12 protein-coding genes are annotated in these 14,694 nt (G+C 71.8%); 9 read left to right on the forward strand and 3 right to left on the reverse strand.

Annotated elements, in window-relative coordinates; all coding sequences use genetic code 11:
- Window positions 1–759: 759 nt before the first annotated feature.
- From LG395_RS30650 to LG395_RS30670, 5 genes are all read left to right on the forward strand, one after another.
- Complete coding sequence (locus LG395_RS30650; protein WP_225811917.1) at window positions 760–945, forward strand: hypothetical protein; 186 nt, start codon at window positions 760–762, stop codon at window positions 943–945.
- Between the two features lie 111 nt (window positions 946–1,056).
- Window positions 1,057–1,638: a MauE/DoxX family redox-associated membrane protein gene (locus LG395_RS30655; protein WP_225811918.1), complete on the forward strand. Its 582-nt coding sequence runs from the start codon at window positions 1,057–1,059 to the stop codon at window positions 1,636–1,638.
- Window positions 1,639–1,691: 53 nt separating this feature from the next.
- The gene (locus LG395_RS30660; protein WP_225811919.1) at window positions 1,692–2,246 is read left to right on the forward strand and encodes a thioredoxin domain-containing protein; all 555 of its coding nucleotides are present in this window, start codon (window positions 1,692–1,694) and stop codon (window positions 2,244–2,246) included.
- A gap of 23 nt (window positions 2,247–2,269) precedes the next feature.
- Entirely contained in the window at window positions 2,270–4,255 is a 1,986-nt protein-coding gene (locus tag LG395_RS30665; RefSeq protein WP_372463488.1) for an ABC transporter ATP-binding protein, read from the forward strand.
- Window positions 4,252–4,929 (forward strand): S26 family signal peptidase, encoded by a 678-nt coding sequence (locus LG395_RS30670; protein ID WP_225811920.1) that lies wholly within the window; start codon window positions 4,252–4,254, stop codon window positions 4,927–4,929. Before LG395_RS30665 ends, LG395_RS30670 begins: the two co-directional genes overlap by 4 nt.
- On the opposite strand, the gene LG395_RS30675 is transcribed toward LG395_RS30670, so the two are convergent.
- Entirely contained in the window at window positions 4,899–5,951 is a 1,053-nt protein-coding gene (locus tag LG395_RS30675; protein ID WP_225811921.1) for an RICIN domain-containing protein, read from the reverse strand. The genes LG395_RS30670 and LG395_RS30675 overlap by 31 nt on opposite strands.
- 158 nt (window positions 5,952–6,109) lie before the next feature.
- Window positions 6,110–7,054 carry an NADP-dependent oxidoreductase gene (locus LG395_RS30680; protein WP_225811922.1) on the reverse strand — a complete coding sequence of 315 codons (945 nt, stop codon included), beginning with the start codon at window positions 7,052–7,054 and terminating at the stop codon, window positions 6,110–6,112.
- Window positions 7,055–7,663: 609 nt separating this feature from the next.
- On the opposite strand from LG395_RS30680, the gene LG395_RS30685 reads away from it, so the two are divergent.
- Entirely contained in the window at window positions 7,664–8,167 is a 504-nt protein-coding gene (locus LG395_RS30685) for a MarR family winged helix-turn-helix transcriptional regulator (RefSeq protein ID WP_225811923.1), read from the forward strand.
- Between the two features lie 241 nt (window positions 8,168–8,408).
- Here the strand turns inward: LG395_RS30685 and LG395_RS30690 are convergent, their stop codons facing one another.
- On the reverse strand, window positions 8,409–9,014 hold the full coding sequence (locus LG395_RS30690) for a dihydrofolate reductase family protein (protein WP_225811924.1): 606 nt from the start codon (window positions 9,012–9,014) through the stop codon (window positions 8,409–8,411).
- 359 nt (window positions 9,015–9,373) lie between these two features.
- Here LG395_RS30690 and LG395_RS30695 point away from each other — a divergent pair, with 359 nt between their 5' ends.
- The 3 genes from LG395_RS30695 to LG395_RS30705 are packed head-to-tail and all read left to right on the forward strand — an operon-like array spanning window position 9,374 to window position 14,608.
- Window positions 9,374–10,564: a glycoside hydrolase family 88/105 protein gene (locus LG395_RS30695; protein ID WP_225811925.1), complete on the forward strand. Its 1,191-nt coding sequence runs from the start codon at window positions 9,374–9,376 to the stop codon at window positions 10,562–10,564.
- A gap of 4 nt (window positions 10,565–10,568) precedes the next feature.
- Complete coding sequence (locus tag LG395_RS30700; RefSeq protein ID WP_225811926.1) at window positions 10,569–11,351, forward strand: polysaccharide lyase family protein; 783 nt, start codon at window positions 10,569–10,571, stop codon at window positions 11,349–11,351.
- An 11-nt stretch (window positions 11,352–11,362) separates the two neighbouring features.
- A complete protein-coding gene (locus tag LG395_RS30705) occupies window positions 11,363–14,608 on the forward strand; it encodes a glycosyl hydrolase family 28 protein (protein WP_225811927.1) in 3,246 nt (1,081 codons plus the stop codon).
- Window positions 14,609–14,694: the final 86 nt, after the last annotated feature.

The raw sequence follows: 14,694 nt of genomic DNA on the forward strand, positions 1-14,694 counted from the left end.
TGATCCCCCTGGCGGCGGGAGACGGCTCCTCACGCACGGGACCACCGCTGCCGGCGACCACGGTGGCGGTGTTCCTCGTGGTCCCCGACGAGCCACGGGCTGCGGGAACCACGGCGAAGGCCACGTCCGGGGTTCGGGCCCGAGGCTGCCCGGCCCCGCCCGGGAGCGGCCCTCCGGGCCGCTCCCGGAGGGCCGGCTCACGCCGGGGGTTCACCGTCCCAGGCGGTTCACGGCGAACTCGAAGGGCCTGACCCGTCCCCCGGGGAAGTCCAGCGCCGAGCCGCAGCGGGCAAACCGCGTGCCACACCGTCCCGTGCGGCGGGCGAGCGCCGGACAGACGGCCACCGCTCCCGCGTCCGCGCCGCCGCAGCGGCCGACGACGTCGGCCCCGCCCCCGAACCGACCGCGGATGCCCGGCTGCCCCTCGACGCCGCGACACGGACCGTCGTCCCGCTCACCCACCGCGCTGCCCGGCCGGGCCGCAGGCGAACCGGGCGAGGACACCTTCACCCTGGAGGCGCGTGGACGCCGGCTTCGTGACCTGGGCGGTGCGCGGTACGGGATAAGCGGAGGCTGTCCCGGACTGTCCGGGACGTGTCCCGGACGCCGGGACGCTGGAGTCAGCGGTCCGGGCCTCCCTAGGATCCGGAGACGTCGCGAGCCGGACACGGCAGAGGCAAAGCCGACGGCTGCTCGCCGCTCCCGTGGAGCGGCACGCGCGACGTACCCCGACGCACCCCATCCCTGAGGAGGAGAACCATGTCCAAGGTGCTGGAGACCATGGGCGGCAGGCTGCTCGGCCTGTTCGTGCCCAAGGTGGAGGCCGCCGCTTCCGCCCAGGCGTGTCAGTGCTTCAACGAGTGCTGGCAGTGCGCGCGCAGCGCGTGCTGCGTCAACACCTACTGCGGCTCCATCAACTGCTGGCGGTCCTGTCCGGCCTGCTGATCCGGTGACGTGACCGGGGGCACCGGCGTGCGGCACCGGGCGGAACGCCGTGCCGTCTCCCACCGGTGCCCCCGGCTCCCGGTTCCGGGCTCCAGCTCCGCAGGAGGTTCCGTGCAGTACCTGGAATTCGGCATCCGCTGCCTGATCGGCACGGTGTTCCTGACCGCCGCCGTCGGCAAGACGGCGAGCGGACGTTCGTTCGCCGCGTTCACCTCGTCCCTGGAAGACCTCGGGCTGGTGCCGCTCCGGGCCGTCCGCCCGGTGGCGGTGGCCGTCGTCGCGGGCGAGGGGCTGGTGTGCCTGCTGCTCGCCGCGCCGTGGGCGCGTCTGCCGGCGCTCGGTCTGACCGGGGCGGCGGTTCTGCTGCTGGCCTTCGCGACGGCCATCGCCTGTGCCGTGGCCCGGGGCACCCGTGCGGTGTGCCGGTGCTTCGGAGGAGCGTCCACCAGCCCGCTCGGCGTGCGTCACGTCGTACGCAACGTCCTGCTCGCCGGGCTCGCCCTGGCCGCGGCCGAGGCCATGCCGCGCCCGCACACCGGTTCCGCGCAGCCGGCCGGGCTGCTCGTGGCGGCGCTCGGCGGGCTGCTCGTGGGCGGCTGTGTCGCCGCGCTCGACACCATCGCGAGCCTGTTCCGGCCCATGGGCCCCGTAGGTACCACCGGGTCCCGGCGCCCCGTCCGCCCGGGACGGTGAGCCGGGTCCGCGCCACCCCCCACCCACTCGCGCACAGGAAACGGAGAACCACCGTGCCCATCGTCATCGCCGTCCTCGTCCTTGTCGGGCTGCTGTGCCTCCTCGATCTGCTGCTCACCGTCGGTGTCGTCAAGCGGCTGCGGGAACACACCGAACTGCTCACCACCCGGGGCGGCGCCCGGCTCTCCCTGGCCACCGGGGACGAGGTCGGGGAGTTCTCCGCGGTCACCGTGGACGGGGAGCGGGTGCACGACGGCATGATCCACAGTGAGACCGTCGTCGCCTTCTTCTCCCCGACATGCGGCCCGTGCAAGGAGAAGCTCCCGAAGTTCGCCGAGTACGCGAGGAGCGTGCCGCGCGGACGCGAACAGGTCCTCGCCGTGGTGATCGCCGACAGCCCGGAGGAGGCGGAGGCGGCGACCCCGATGCTGACCGCGCTGCGCCCGGTGGCGCGCGTGCTGACCGGCCGGGACGCCGACGCCGTCGCCGGGGCCTGCAAAGTGCAGGGCTTTCCCGTCGTCCTCAAGGTCAACCGGAGCACGGACGGCCGTCTGCTGGTCATGACCGACCAGGTCGACGTGGACCGTCCCGCCGTCGCCGCCCGTTGACCGGCGTCGCCGTCCACCGCGCCATGACGCGCAAACGCCCCGCCGTGCCGCACCCACGCCCCGACCGGGCCACCGCCGCCGAGTCCCCCGACGACCAGCGCGCGCTCCGCCTCCGGCCGTCCCGTGTCCTGGACGCGGTGCGGATGGTGGCGCGGGCGGCACCCGGCGTCCTCGCGCTGTACACGGGGCCCGCGCTGGCCCTGGGGTTCCTACCGGTGGCGGCCGCCTGGTCGCTGAAACTCGTCGTCGACCGCCTCGCCGCCGGTGCCACCGTGAGCGCCCTCCTGCTCCCCGTGGCCGTGTTGACCGCGACCGGGGTGGCGACCGCGGCGCTGCCGCACCTGGCGCACTACCTGCGCACCGAGATGGACCGCCGGGTCGGGCTGTACGCCCAGGACCGGCTGTTCCTGGCCGTCGACCGGTTCCCCGGGCTCGCCCGCTTCGAGGACCCGCTCTTCCTGGACCGTCTGCGCCTCGCCCAGCAGACGGTGGTGGCCAAACCGGTCGCCGGCCAGGCGGTCGAAGGAGCCCTGGGTGTCGTCCGGTCCGCCCTCACCGTCGCCGGCTTCCTCGGCTCCCTGTTCGTGATCAGCCCGCCGACGATGGCGCTTGTCCTGCTCGCCGCGCTGCCCGTGCTGGCGGCCGAACTCCTGCTGTCGCGCAGGCGCGCCGCCGCCGTCTGGGAGATCGGGCCCGACGAGCGGCGCCAGTTCTTCTACATGGGTCTGCTCGCCAACGTCGAGGCGGCCAAGGAGATCCGCCTCTTCGGCACCGGCGCCTTTCTGCGCGGCCGGATGCTCGCCGGCCGGCGCAGCGCGGACGCCGCCCGCCGGTCGGTCGACCGGCAGGAGGTGCGGACGCGCGCCGGACTCGGCCTGCTGTCCGCGTCGGTGGCGGGCGCGGGGCTGCTGTGGACGGTCGCCGGGGCCCGGGGAGGCGGACTCACCCCCGGTGACGTGGCGGTCTTCCTGGCCGCCGTGGCCGGGGTCCAGACGGCCCTGACGGCGCTCGCGGGCGAGGTCGCGACCACCCATCACGCCCTGCTGCTGTTCGGGCACTACCTGGCCGTGGTGCGGGCCGGGCCCGAACTCTCCTCGCCCGCCGAGCCCCGCCCGCTGCCGGAGCTGCGGCGCGGCATCGAGCTGCGCGACGTGTGGTTCCGCTACGCGCCCGACCATCCCTGGGTGCTGCGGGGTATCGACCTGTGGATCCCCGCGGGATCGTCGCTCGCCCTCGTCGGCCTCAACGGCTCGGGCAAGTCCACGCTGGTCAAGCTGTTGTGCCGGTTCTACGACCCGGTCCGCGGGAGCATCCGGTGGGACGGCGTCGACCTGCGCGACACCGACATCGCCGAGCTGCGCCGACGCATCAGCGCGGTGTTCCAGGACTACATGGACTACGACATGACGGCTGCGGAGAGCATCGCGCAGGGCGACCTCGGCGCCCTGCGCGAACCGGAGCGCCTGCGAAGGGCGGCGCGGCGGGCCGGGATCCACGAGGTGGTGGCGGCGCTGCCGCACGGCTACGACACCCTGCTCTCCCGGATGTTCTTCGCCGAGGCGGACAAGCGGAACCCGGACACCGGGGTCATGCTGTCCGGGGGGCAGAGCCAACGGATCGCCCTGGCGCGGGCGTTCGTGCGCGACCGCCGCGATCTGATGATCCTCGACGAGCCGTCCGCCGGGCTCGACGCGGCGGCCGAGCACGAGATCCACACCTCGCTGCGCACCCACAGGCAGGGGCTCACCAGCGTCCTCATCTCGCACCGCCTGGGCGCCGTACGCGAGGCCGACATCATCGTCGTGCTCGACGGGGGACGGATCACCGAGCGCGGCAGCCACAGCCAACTCCTGTGTGCGGCGGGGCGGTACGCGGAGCTGTACGCCCTCCAGGCGGCGGGTTACCGCCACGAGGCGGACCCGGATCCGGCCACCGCCCCCGACGCCTCACCGCACATCGCCCGAGCGGTCCCCGTCCCCGCGCACCCCGCAGAGGAGAAACCACGATGAGTCCCGGCAGCGGCCCCGACGTCTCGCGGGCCCAGGCGTCCTGGGCGGAGACCGCCCCCGACCGGGCCCGTGTCCGCGCCCGGCGCGCGCGCCGCACCCGGACCGCTCTGCTCGCGTCGGACGTGGCCCTCTGGGCGGGCAGCGCCGTGCTCCTGTGGCCCGTGCACAGCCCCGGCTGGGGAGCCGGGTGCGGGGCGGCAGCCCTCCTCCTCACCGCCGGGCTCGCGCTGGCGCGGGCAGCGGAACTGCGGCTGGTGGCGGTCGTCGTCTCGGGCCGGAGCATGGAACCGGCCTACCACGACGGGGACGGCGTGCTGGTGCGTCGCGGCCGTACTCCCGTGCGCGGGGCGGCCGTGGTGGTGGAGCGTCCGCCGTACCAGGCGCCGTGGCCGGACCCGCCCGTGTCACGGACCGCGCCCGCGCACCGGATCTACGCACGGCAGTGGTTCATCAAACGGGTCGCGGCAGTACCGGGCGATCCCGTGCCCCGGTCCGCACTGCCCGCGCTCCGGGACACCCCGGAGCGGGCCGTCCCCGAGGGCATGCTGGTCCTGCTCGGGGACAACAGCGAGCAGAGCTACGACTCGCGCCACGTCGGCTACTTCCCCGCGGAACGCGTGCTGGGCGAGGTGGCCGGTCCGGATCAGCCCGCACGCCGGATGAGGAACAGCTGACGGCCCTTGCCCTCGCAGCGCTGCATCACCGCCTCCGCCCCGTGGGCAGAACTGGAACCGGCGATGCCCACACAGCCGCTTCCCTCGACCCGGAGCACGAATCGGCCACGCCTGAGCTCGCCCGACGGCTCGATGGTGAACAGGCTGCCGTCCGAGCAGACGTCCATCGGCTCCAGCAGTCCCGCGCCGTCTCCGTCGGTGAGCGCCTTCAGACAGCCCCTGCCGTAGTCGGGGTGGTACCACACGATGTGGTACCTCCCCTCGCCGGCCGGCTCCAGCAGGGTGCTCTGCGGCGCCGCCTCGGCACAGGGGCGCTGCACCGCGACGAGCGGTGTGTACCGCCAGTCGCGGACCCGGCCGTCGGTCAGACACAGCTCCGGGTCCTCCGCGATCCTGATGGTCACCCAGCCGCCGGGCGGTGTCGGCCGGCCTCCGGCCGGTACACCGGACGGCGGGCCGACGGCGCGGAGTTGCCGCCACGGCGCCTGGTCCTGACGGAAGGCCACGACGACCCCGAGGGCGATCGTCAGCAGCGCGGCGGCGACAACCGTCAGAGCCCGCCGGTGCCGGCCGAGGCGCGGGCGCCCAGGGCCGGTCCCCGGTCCGGGAGGCGCGACGTCACCGCTCCCGCCGTCCTCCCGCGTGCCCCGGTCCACCGGCGGCCGAGCAGCGTCGTCCACCGCGCCGGACGGCACAGCCGGCGCCTCCGCCGACAGCCACGACGCCTCCTCCGCGGGCGCCGAGGGCCGTACGACCCGGTCCCGGGCCGCGCACCACAGCGCGACCCGCTCGCCGTCCCCGCACGCGCGCACGAAGGCCGCGAGCAGCTCCGGCCCGGGCGGTCGGTCGCGGCTCAGCATGGTGCAGAGGCTGCTGCGCGGGAGTACGTCCCCCACGGCGGCGGCCCGCTCCTCGAGCCGCCGGTACGACAGCCCGGAGCGGGCCTTGAGTTGCCGCAGCAACGTCATGAAGTGGGCTACGTCCTGGACGTCCTCGAGTTCACCGGCGTTGTCCCGTTCCATGGGATGAATGGTCACGGTGGCCGCTGATCGCCCACAACGACCATGCCCGCCATTTATCGGCTTCCGCGCGAAGGGGCCTGTACAGGGCCACGGGGCGGGGTTGTCGGCCGGCGGTGCGGGGTTCGCCGTGGCCCGTTCCTTCCGGTCGGGGGCCTGCGTCAGCCGGCGGACGGGACGACGACGACCTTGCCGTGCACCGCGCCCTCCGCGGCACGCGCGTGCAGGGCCGGCAGTTCGGCCAGCGGCACCCGCTCGGCGACGTCGACGCGCAGCTCACCGCGGTCGATGAGCGACACCAACCGCGCCAGCTGGCCGGCGTCGCTGCGGACGAACAGGTCGACGCCCCGTACGCCGCGCTCCTCGTCGCCGGGGGCGGGCATCCACACCGTGGTGTTCACGACGACCCCGCCCGGACGGACCAGGGTGACCAGCGCGGCCAGCTCGGCCGGATCGACCGGTGCGAGGTTGAGTGCGACGTCGACCGGTTCGGTCACCGCCGCGGTCACGGCGGTCGTGGTGTGGTCGATGACCTCGTCGGCGCCGGCGGACGTGACCGCCTCGCCGCTGCGCGGTCCGGCCGTGGCGATGACGTGGGCACCGGCGTTCTTGGCGAGCTGCACGGCGTAGCCGCCGACCGCGCCGCCGGCGCCGTTGATCAGCACGCGTTGTCCGGCCGTCAGACCCCCGTGGTCGAACAGCGCCTGGTACGCGGTCAGGCTCACCAGCGGGAACGCGGCGGCGTCGGCCAGGGGGACGCTCTCGGGGGCCGGGACCAGGACCTCGGCCGGTGCGATGACGTATTCCGCCGCGGCTCCGTCGCCGTCCATCGGCAGGAAGCCGACGACGTCGTCACCGACCGCTGTGCCGTCGACGCCCTCGCCCAGCGCGTCGACCGTGCCGGCGACGTCGATGCCGGGAGTGTGCGGCAGCACGACCGGGATGGGCCCGCGCATGAAGCCGCCGCGGATGTTGCCGTCCACGGGGTTGAACGACGTCGCGGCGACGCGGACGCGGACCTCACCGGCTCCGGGGACGGGCAGCTCCACGTCCTCGTGACGCAGGACGCCGGGGTCGCCGTACTCGTGGAAACGCACTGCCTTCATCTCGGTTCTCACCTTCGCTGCGAGCCAAGTTACTTCGAATTCGAAGCAACTGGTGAGGACGATACATCTGCTTCGAATTCGAAGCAAGTGTTGCCGGTCACGGTCCGTACGAGCGCATCGCCGCGGCGAGTCGGGCGGCGGCCCGGTCGACGCACACGACCGCCCCACGTCGCGGCGCGTCACGGCCTGCCGGTCGGCGGGACCTGCGGCGACGACCGCGGGCACAGGGTGGGCCGGCACGCCGGTCAGGCCGTCCCCGAGGACGGTGAAGAACGAGTCGGACACCTCGCTCGGGGGACGCGGCGGGCACGGGGGTCTCCATCACCAGACCGCCGGCCGCCACTACCAGACGAGGCGGACGCGCATGGCCGGCGCCGGCGCTCCCGACGGCCCGGGCCACCGCACTTCACGCGGCGGTGCCCACCCCGCTTCCGTGGGCGCCGGCGTCGTCCCCCTCCCCGCGACCCCGCGCCGCACTCCCGCCCGGTCTCCGTGTCCGGTGGTGCTCAGTCGGGCCCGGCGCCGCCCGCACCGTGCCCTCGCGGGGGCACGGCACCGGGCCGACGAGACCCTCGCGTCCGCCCGGTCCATCCGCAGTAGACTCCGGGCATGCCCGATCCATCGCCGTCACTCGACCCCGTGCAGCTCGGTGCCTATTTCGACCTCATCGAAGTGACCAGCCTGCTCCGGCACGCGGTCGAGCAGCAACTGCGCGAAAGCGGCGATCTCAGCTACGTACAGTTCCAGCTGTTGGCCCGCCTCGGTGACTCGCCGACGGGCACCCACCGCATGACCGACCTGGCCGACGGTGTCGTCTACAGCCGCAGCGGCCTGACGTACCAGGTGGGTCTGCTCGAGAAGGAGGGCCTGGTCGTCCGCGCCCCCTCGCCGGACGACGAGCGGAGCATCACCGTCACCCTCACCGACGCCGGACGTGAGCTGCTTGCGAAGGTGCTGCCGGGTCACGTCGAGGTGGTCAGCGGCCTGTTGTTCGAGCCGCTTTCGCGCGAGGACGTGAAGACTCTCGCCGATCTGCTGGCACCGGTGCGCGACCACATGCGCTCGACGCCGCCCCGCTCGGCCGCACGTCGCCGCCGCAAAAGCGGAGCGTGAGGACTCCACGGGCGTCGCGGCCCCGGCGACGGAACCGCGCCCGTGTCGCCCGGTGCTCTCTGAAGGCACGGATGGCCGCCGCCGGTGAAGGGGCGGCGCGCGGCGGCCTCGGACACGGTGGCGCGTGATCCGGGGGCGGTGAGTTTCCGTGGCCGGTGACAGGTCGGCGTCGACGGGGCGGGCGCTCACCGGGTGACGACACCGGCAGCAGCCCGCGCGCGGTGATCCTGGAGGGCGGATCCTAGTAGCTGTCGTAGCTCGGCCTGCCGGTCGGCCGGTAGACGCCGATGACGGTGCCGCCCTTCGTCGTCGTGACGCCGACCGGCTGCAGCGCGGTGGGGATCGCTCCGTCGGCGAACAGCCGCTTGCCGGTGCCGAGGACCACCGGGTGGATGGTCAGCCGGTACTCGTCGACGAGGTCGTGCCGCATGAGGGTCTGGGCGAGGTCACCGCTGCCCACGACGTTGATGTCGCCGCCGTCGGAGGTCTTGAGCTTGCGCACGGCCTCGACGGTGTCGCCCTCCAGCAGCGTGGAGTTCTGCCACTGGAGGGATGCCAGGGTCCGGGAGGCCACGTACTTGTGCATGGCGTTCATCCGGTGGGTGAACGGGTTGCCGGGGTCGGCTGTCGGCCAGTACGACGCGAAGATGTCGTACGTCTTGCGGCCGAGCAGCATCGCGTCGGAGGCCTCGTACCAGTCGGCCACGGCCGTGCCGACCTCGTCGTCGGACGCCGGCTTCTGCCAGCCGCCGTGCTCGAAGCCGCTCTGGGTGTCCTCGTCCGGACCGCCCGGTGCCTGCATGACGCCGTCCAGCGTCAGGAACGTGCAAACGATGATCTTGCGCACGGTGCGCTCCCTTCGTCGACGGGTAGACAACGCGCTCGCCGGAAACTCATCGGCGATGTCCGGCCGGCGGCCACGTCGGCCGGGATTGCCTCCGGCCCGGGGCCGGATCGCGTGACTCCCCAACCTTTCCAGCCCGATACCGCAGTGGGTCGCAACTGACCGATGAGTCAGTGCGGGAAGCAAAAGTTGGCCGGAAGTGGTCCGACGTCTGCGGTTCGGACCATTGACCGACGAACCGTGGGCCGCAACGCTGGACCGAACCAGGCGAACGAGTCACTGAACTCAGTCCATGGCTGTGAACAGATATCCGCTACTCCTCCGATGTTTCCGGGCTTGCCGTCCTATCGAGAGGGAGGAACATGAGACGCCGTCGTCTTCGAACGGCACTGACCGGGCTGGCGCTCGCCGGTGCGGCCCTGACCACCCTGCCCGCGGCCGTACCCGCGCCGCCTGCCCCCGTCGGCCCCGCCGCGGACCGTCCGGCCGTCGCCACCGACTGGTCCACGGCCGTCGTCGACTCCACCATGGCCCGCTACACGCCGAGCACCATCGGCGGCTGGTCCTACCCCGTCGGTCTCTACCTCTACGGTCAGTACCTCACCTACCGGCGCACCCACGACGCCCGCTACCTCACCTACATCAGGAGCTACGTCGACCGGTTCGTGAAGAGCGACGGCTCCGTCGACCAGTCCTTCAACAGCCTGGACAGCATGCAGGCCGGCCGGTTGCTGGTGATCCTGCACCACGAGACCGGGCAGGACCGCTACCTGAAGGCCGCCAGGAAGATCCGCGACCGCCTGAACACCTACCCGCGCACTGCCGACGGAGGCTTCTGGCACGCGGACACCTCCAGCCGCGCCCACCAGCTCTGGGCGGACGGCGTCTACATGGTGAACCCGTTCCTCGTCGAGTACGGCGAGGAGTTCGGTGACAGCGCCTACACCGACCAGGAGGCGGCCCGGCAGCTGTACGTCTACGGCACTCGTCTGCAGGCCGCGAACGGGCTGCTCAAACACGCCTACGACGAGTCCAGGAGCGCCGGCTGGGCCGATCCGCGGACCGGGCTCGCCCCCGAGCACTGGTGCCGGGCCGTCGGCTGGTACTCCATGGCGCTCGTCAACGTCCTGGACGCCATACCGGCGAACCAGTCCCGGCGCCCGCAACTCCTGTCCATCTTCAGCAAGCTGGCCGTCGGACTGGAGAAGTACCAGGACCCGGCGACCGGCCGTTGGTTCCAGGTGATGGACAAGGGCGGCCGGTCCGACAACTGGACCGAGACCTCCTGCTCCAGCATGTTCACCTACGCCCTCTCCCGGGGCGTACAGCAGGGCTACCTCGACCCGCACTACGCCGCCGTCGCGCGCCGCGGCTACCAGGGCGTGCTGGCGAAGCTCTCGGTCGGCCCGGACGGCCGCACCGGCCTCGCCGACATCTCCATCGGCACCAACGTCGGCGACTACGCGTACTACGTCGGCCGCTCCCGGGCCACCGACGACTTCCACGGCCTGGGCGCCTTCCTGATCATGAACGAACAACTGCGAGGTGATTAGTGTCATGAACACGTCCAGAAGGGCGCTGCTGGGCGCTGCGGTCGCGGGCGCGGCCGGGGCGGCCCTGGGGCTGCCGGCCACCGCCCACGCCGCCTCCTGGCAGCAGAAGTGGGCCCCCTCCGCGAGCAGCGACGGGCTCGGCGCCTTCGAGACCGTCGAGGACGACCGGGCCGATTCCCACCCCGCCGGCCATCCGCACATCCTCGCGACCGGTGACAACTGGCGCTTCACCATGCACATGGTCGACCGGGACACCTCGACCGACCGCCAGCGCCAGGAAGTCACCGGGCTGCGCACGAGCTCCGGCAGCTACCTGAAGTGGAACGAGGGCCAGACCTGGCGGGTCACGTACTCGATGTACATCCCGAGCTCGCTGAAGGCGACCACCACCTTCACGCACATCATGCAGATGAAGCAGCCCGGCAACGGCACCTCCCCGATCGTCACGCAGTCCCTGCGCAGGGTGAGCGGCCGGCAGACCATCGAGCTGACCCTGCCCGTCTCCGGCACCCTGATCGGCCGCACCGACCTGGATTCGCTGCACGACACGTGGACCGACGTGGACTTCCAGATCAAGGTCGGCAACGGCTCGGCGGGCTCCGTCCGCTGGATCCTCAGGTCCGGCGGACGGACCCTCATCGACGCCTCGAAGGCCGGCGTCGACACCTTCCTGGCCGACCGGGTGCGCCCGAAGTGGGGCATCTACCGCTCCCTCGGCGACACCTCCGGGTCGCTGCAGGACACCTATCTCCTGCTCACCGACCTCCGCGGCTACCAACTCGTGTGAGGAGCCACCACATGAAACCCCCCACCGGTCCGTGCCGCCGAGCCGCGGCCGTCATCCTCTTCGTGCTCGCCGTCGTCCTCGGCCTCAGCCACCCCGCGGCCCCCGCCGCGCCGCGCACCGCAGCCCGCGCCGCCACCGAGTACGACGTGCGCGACTACGGCGCCAAGGGCGACGGCTCCGCCAACGACAGCCCGGCCATCGACAAGGCGATCACCGCGGCGAACGCGGCGGGCGGCGGCACCGTCCGCTTCCCCGCCGGCACCTACAAGTCCAAGAACACCCTGCACATGAGGAGCCATGTGACGCTCCGGCTCGACAAGGGCGCCACTGTCCAGGGCTCCAGTGCCGACAGCTACGACAAGGCCGAGTCCAACCCGAACGACGCCTATCAGGACTACGGGCACAGCCACTTCCACGACGCGATGATCCACGGCGACAAGCTGACCGACATCGGCTTCGTCGGCCAGGGCGTCATCGACGGCGGGGGCAACCTGATCACCGGCAACCCCAAGTCCGGCGAGGCCGACAAGATCATTTCGCTGACGCGCTGCGACGGGCTCAGGATCGGCGACGGTCTCACCCTGCGCCGGGGCGGTCACTTCGCGGCCCTCGTCAACGGCTGCACCAACGTGACCTCCGACCACCTGACGATCGACACCGCGAGCGACCGTGACGGCTGGAACGTCATCTCCACGACCAACGTCACGATCACCAACGCCACCATTCACGCCAACGACGACGCTCTGGTCTTCAAGAGCGACTACGCGCTCGGCGCGAAGCTGCCCAACGGCCGTGTCCGGGTGAGCGACTCGACCCTCGGGGCCAAGTGCTGCAACGCCCTGATGTTCGGCTCGGAGACCTGCGGCGACTTCTCGGACTACCAGTTCGAGAAGATCCGCATCGACGGCGCGGACAAGTCCGGCCTCGGCATGGTCTCGATGGACGGCTCGAAGATCTCCGACGTCCACTACCGCGACATCACGATGACCGGCGTCCACTCGCCGATCACGCAGAAGATCGGCACACGAAAGCGGTGCGGCAACGGTCCCGGCGTCGGGTCCATCAGCGACGTCACGTACGACGACATCACGGCGACCGGCAGCAGCCCCTCCTTCAGCCCGACCCTGTGGGGCGAGTCCGGCCACCGCATCAAGCGCGTGACCTTCACCGACGTCAACATCACGGTCCCCGGTGGCAACGGCACCATGTCGACGGGCGTGCCGGGCAACGACCCCGAGGACTACAACCCGAAGAGCATCGGCACCCGGCCCGCCTACGGCTGGTACCTCCACAACGCCGACGACGTCCGGTTCACCGACAGCTCGGTGAGGTCCGCCTCGGACGACGGACGGCCCGCGTTCATCGCCAACGCGGCCGACGGCATCCGTCTGGACCGGTTCACCGCGCGGAAGGGCGGCGACTCCCCGTTCGACGCGGGCCTCCAGGACGTCAGCGGCTACTGCCTGACGGACAGCCACAACACCTCCGGTGGTGCCCTGCGGGTGTCGGCGAGCGGTTCCAGCCAGGACTGCACGAGTACGGCGGTGGAGCCGCCCGACCTGGAGAACTCCCGGCAGGACTTCCTCCGCAACTCCGTCGGCGGGCTCTTCCTGCACTGGGGCCTGCGCACCGCACCCGCCCACACCAGCTGCACGGCCTGGGAGAACGACGTCACCGACGGCGGCTGGACGCCCGGTTACTGGGTCGACGAGGCGCAGAAGCTGCACACCCAGTACCTGGTCCTCGCCACCTTCCACAGCCGCCTCGGCTACGCCCGCCCCTGGCCGTCCAAGATCCCCGGATCCTGCTCCACCAAACGGGACTTCCTGGGCGAACTGATCACGGCCGCCAAGGCCAAGGGCATGAAGGTCATCCTCTACATGACCAACGACCCCCAGTGGCACGACGAGGGCGGCCACGAGTGGCTGGACTCGGCCGCCTACTCCGCCTACAAGGGCAAGAACACCGACCTGACCACCAACGACGGTTTCGGTCAGTTCAGTTACGACAACTTCTTCGAGGTCATGGACCGCTACCCCGACCTCGGCGGTTTCTGGATCGACAACGACAACCCGTACTGGGAGAGCCACGACCTGTACCAGCAGATCTACGACAAGCGCCCGGACTACACGCTCAGCAACAACAACGAGGACACGCCGATCATGGACATGATCAGCAATGAGCAGAAGACGGGCATGACCCCGGCCTACGACTACCCCCAGGCCCTCTACACCGCTCAACCCCGCCTGACCGAAGCCGACTTCAAACTGCCCTCGACCGGAGCCTGGTGGTACGACGGCTCCGACCCCTCCGTCGACCGCATGCTCACCCTCGGCCGCCTCGTCACCAACGCCGGCTCGTCGGTCAAGGCGCTGATGGCCGAGACGGCCCAGGTCAACGGCAAGTTCCCGTCGAACCAGGCGTCCTTCAACACCTTCGCCAACACCTACCTCGACCCCATCTGGGAGTCCCTGCACGGCACCGAGGGCGGCGGCTACATGTACGGCGGCCTCAAGCCCGGCGCCTGGAACGACGGCGCGTACGGGGTGACCACCATCGCCAGGAACGACCCCGGCCGGCAGTACGTCCACGTCCTGACCCCGCCCAGCACCAGCACCCTGCGTGTCCGGGACAACGGCTACCGCATCGCCTCCGTCACCAACCTCCGCACCGGCAGAGCGGTTTCGTGGTCGCAGTCGGGCGGTGTCCTGACCCTGACGGGGCTCGGCGACTGGGACCCGTACGACACCGTCCTCAAGGTGACCACGGCCGGCCGCCAGGGCATCGTCACCGGCGTCAAGGTCAGCGCGAGCGCCTCCGCGAGCGGCCACGGCGCGTCGGCCGCCGGTGACGGCGACTACCTCACCTACTGGGACAACGACAAGACCCTGCCCGTGAACCTCACCTTCGACCTCCGCTCGGCCAAGAAGGTGCAGTACATCGGGCTCAACCAGCGCGAGGACTCCGTGGCCTACGCCCGCTCGGACACCGAGCAGTCCGCGCGGATCAAGGACTACAAGGTCTACCTGAGCAACGACGGCTCCACCTGGGGGAGCCCGGTCAAGTCCGGCCAGTTGCCGAGCCGCCGCGGAATCCAGGGCATCGACCTGACCGCGGCCAACGCCCGCTACGTCCGCCTCGAGGTGGACACCACCTGGGCCGCCTCCAGCGACTCCGCCCGCTACAAGCGCCTGCGGGTCGACGAGGCGTGGATCGGCACGGCGTACGCCACACCGGCGAACGGGGGACGGTCATGATCCGTGTCAGGTCGCTCACGGCCGCGACGGCGGGCCTGCTGCTCGCCGCGGCGGTGCCGCTCGTGGGCACCGCCCACCCGGCGGCC

Origin of the sequence: Streptomyces spinosus, from assembly GCF_020400655.1 — a bacterium.
Lineage (GTDB): Bacteria > Actinomycetota > Actinomycetes > Streptomycetales > Streptomycetaceae > Streptomyces > Streptomyces argyrophylli.

What these genes read in the sequence shown, in the direction of transcription:
- LG395_RS30665 (WP_372463488.1), top strand. Translation starts at nt 2,270, where the DNA reads ATGACGCGCAAACGCCCCGCCGTGCCGCACCCACGCCCCGACCGGGCC.
- LG395_RS30695 (WP_225811925.1), top strand. Translation starts at nt 9,374, where the DNA reads ATGAGACGCCGTCGTCTTCGAACGGCACTGACCGGGCTGGCGCTCGCC.
- LG395_RS30675 (WP_225811921.1), bottom strand. Translation starts at nt 5,951, where the DNA reads ATGGAACGGGACAACGCCGGTGAACTCGAGGACGTCCAGGACGTAGCC.
- LG395_RS30680 (WP_225811922.1), bottom strand. Translation starts at nt 7,054, where the DNA reads ATGAAGGCAGTGCGTTTCCACGAGTACGGCGACCCCGGCGTCCTGCGT.
- LG395_RS30705 (WP_225811927.1), top strand. Translation starts at nt 11,363, where the DNA reads ATGAAACCCCCCACCGGTCCGTGCCGCCGAGCCGCGGCCGTCATCCTC.
- LG395_RS30670 (WP_225811920.1), top strand. Translation starts at nt 4,252, where the DNA reads ATGAGTCCCGGCAGCGGCCCCGACGTCTCGCGGGCCCAGGCGTCCTGG.
- LG395_RS30700 (WP_225811926.1), top strand. Translation starts at nt 10,569, where the DNA reads ATGAACACGTCCAGAAGGGCGCTGCTGGGCGCTGCGGTCGCGGGCGCG.
- LG395_RS30685 (WP_225811923.1), top strand. Translation starts at nt 7,664, where the DNA reads ATGCCCGATCCATCGCCGTCACTCGACCCCGTGCAGCTCGGTGCCTAT.
- LG395_RS30650 (WP_225811917.1), top strand. Translation starts at nt 760, where the DNA reads ATGTCCAAGGTGCTGGAGACCATGGGCGGCAGGCTGCTCGGCCTGTTC.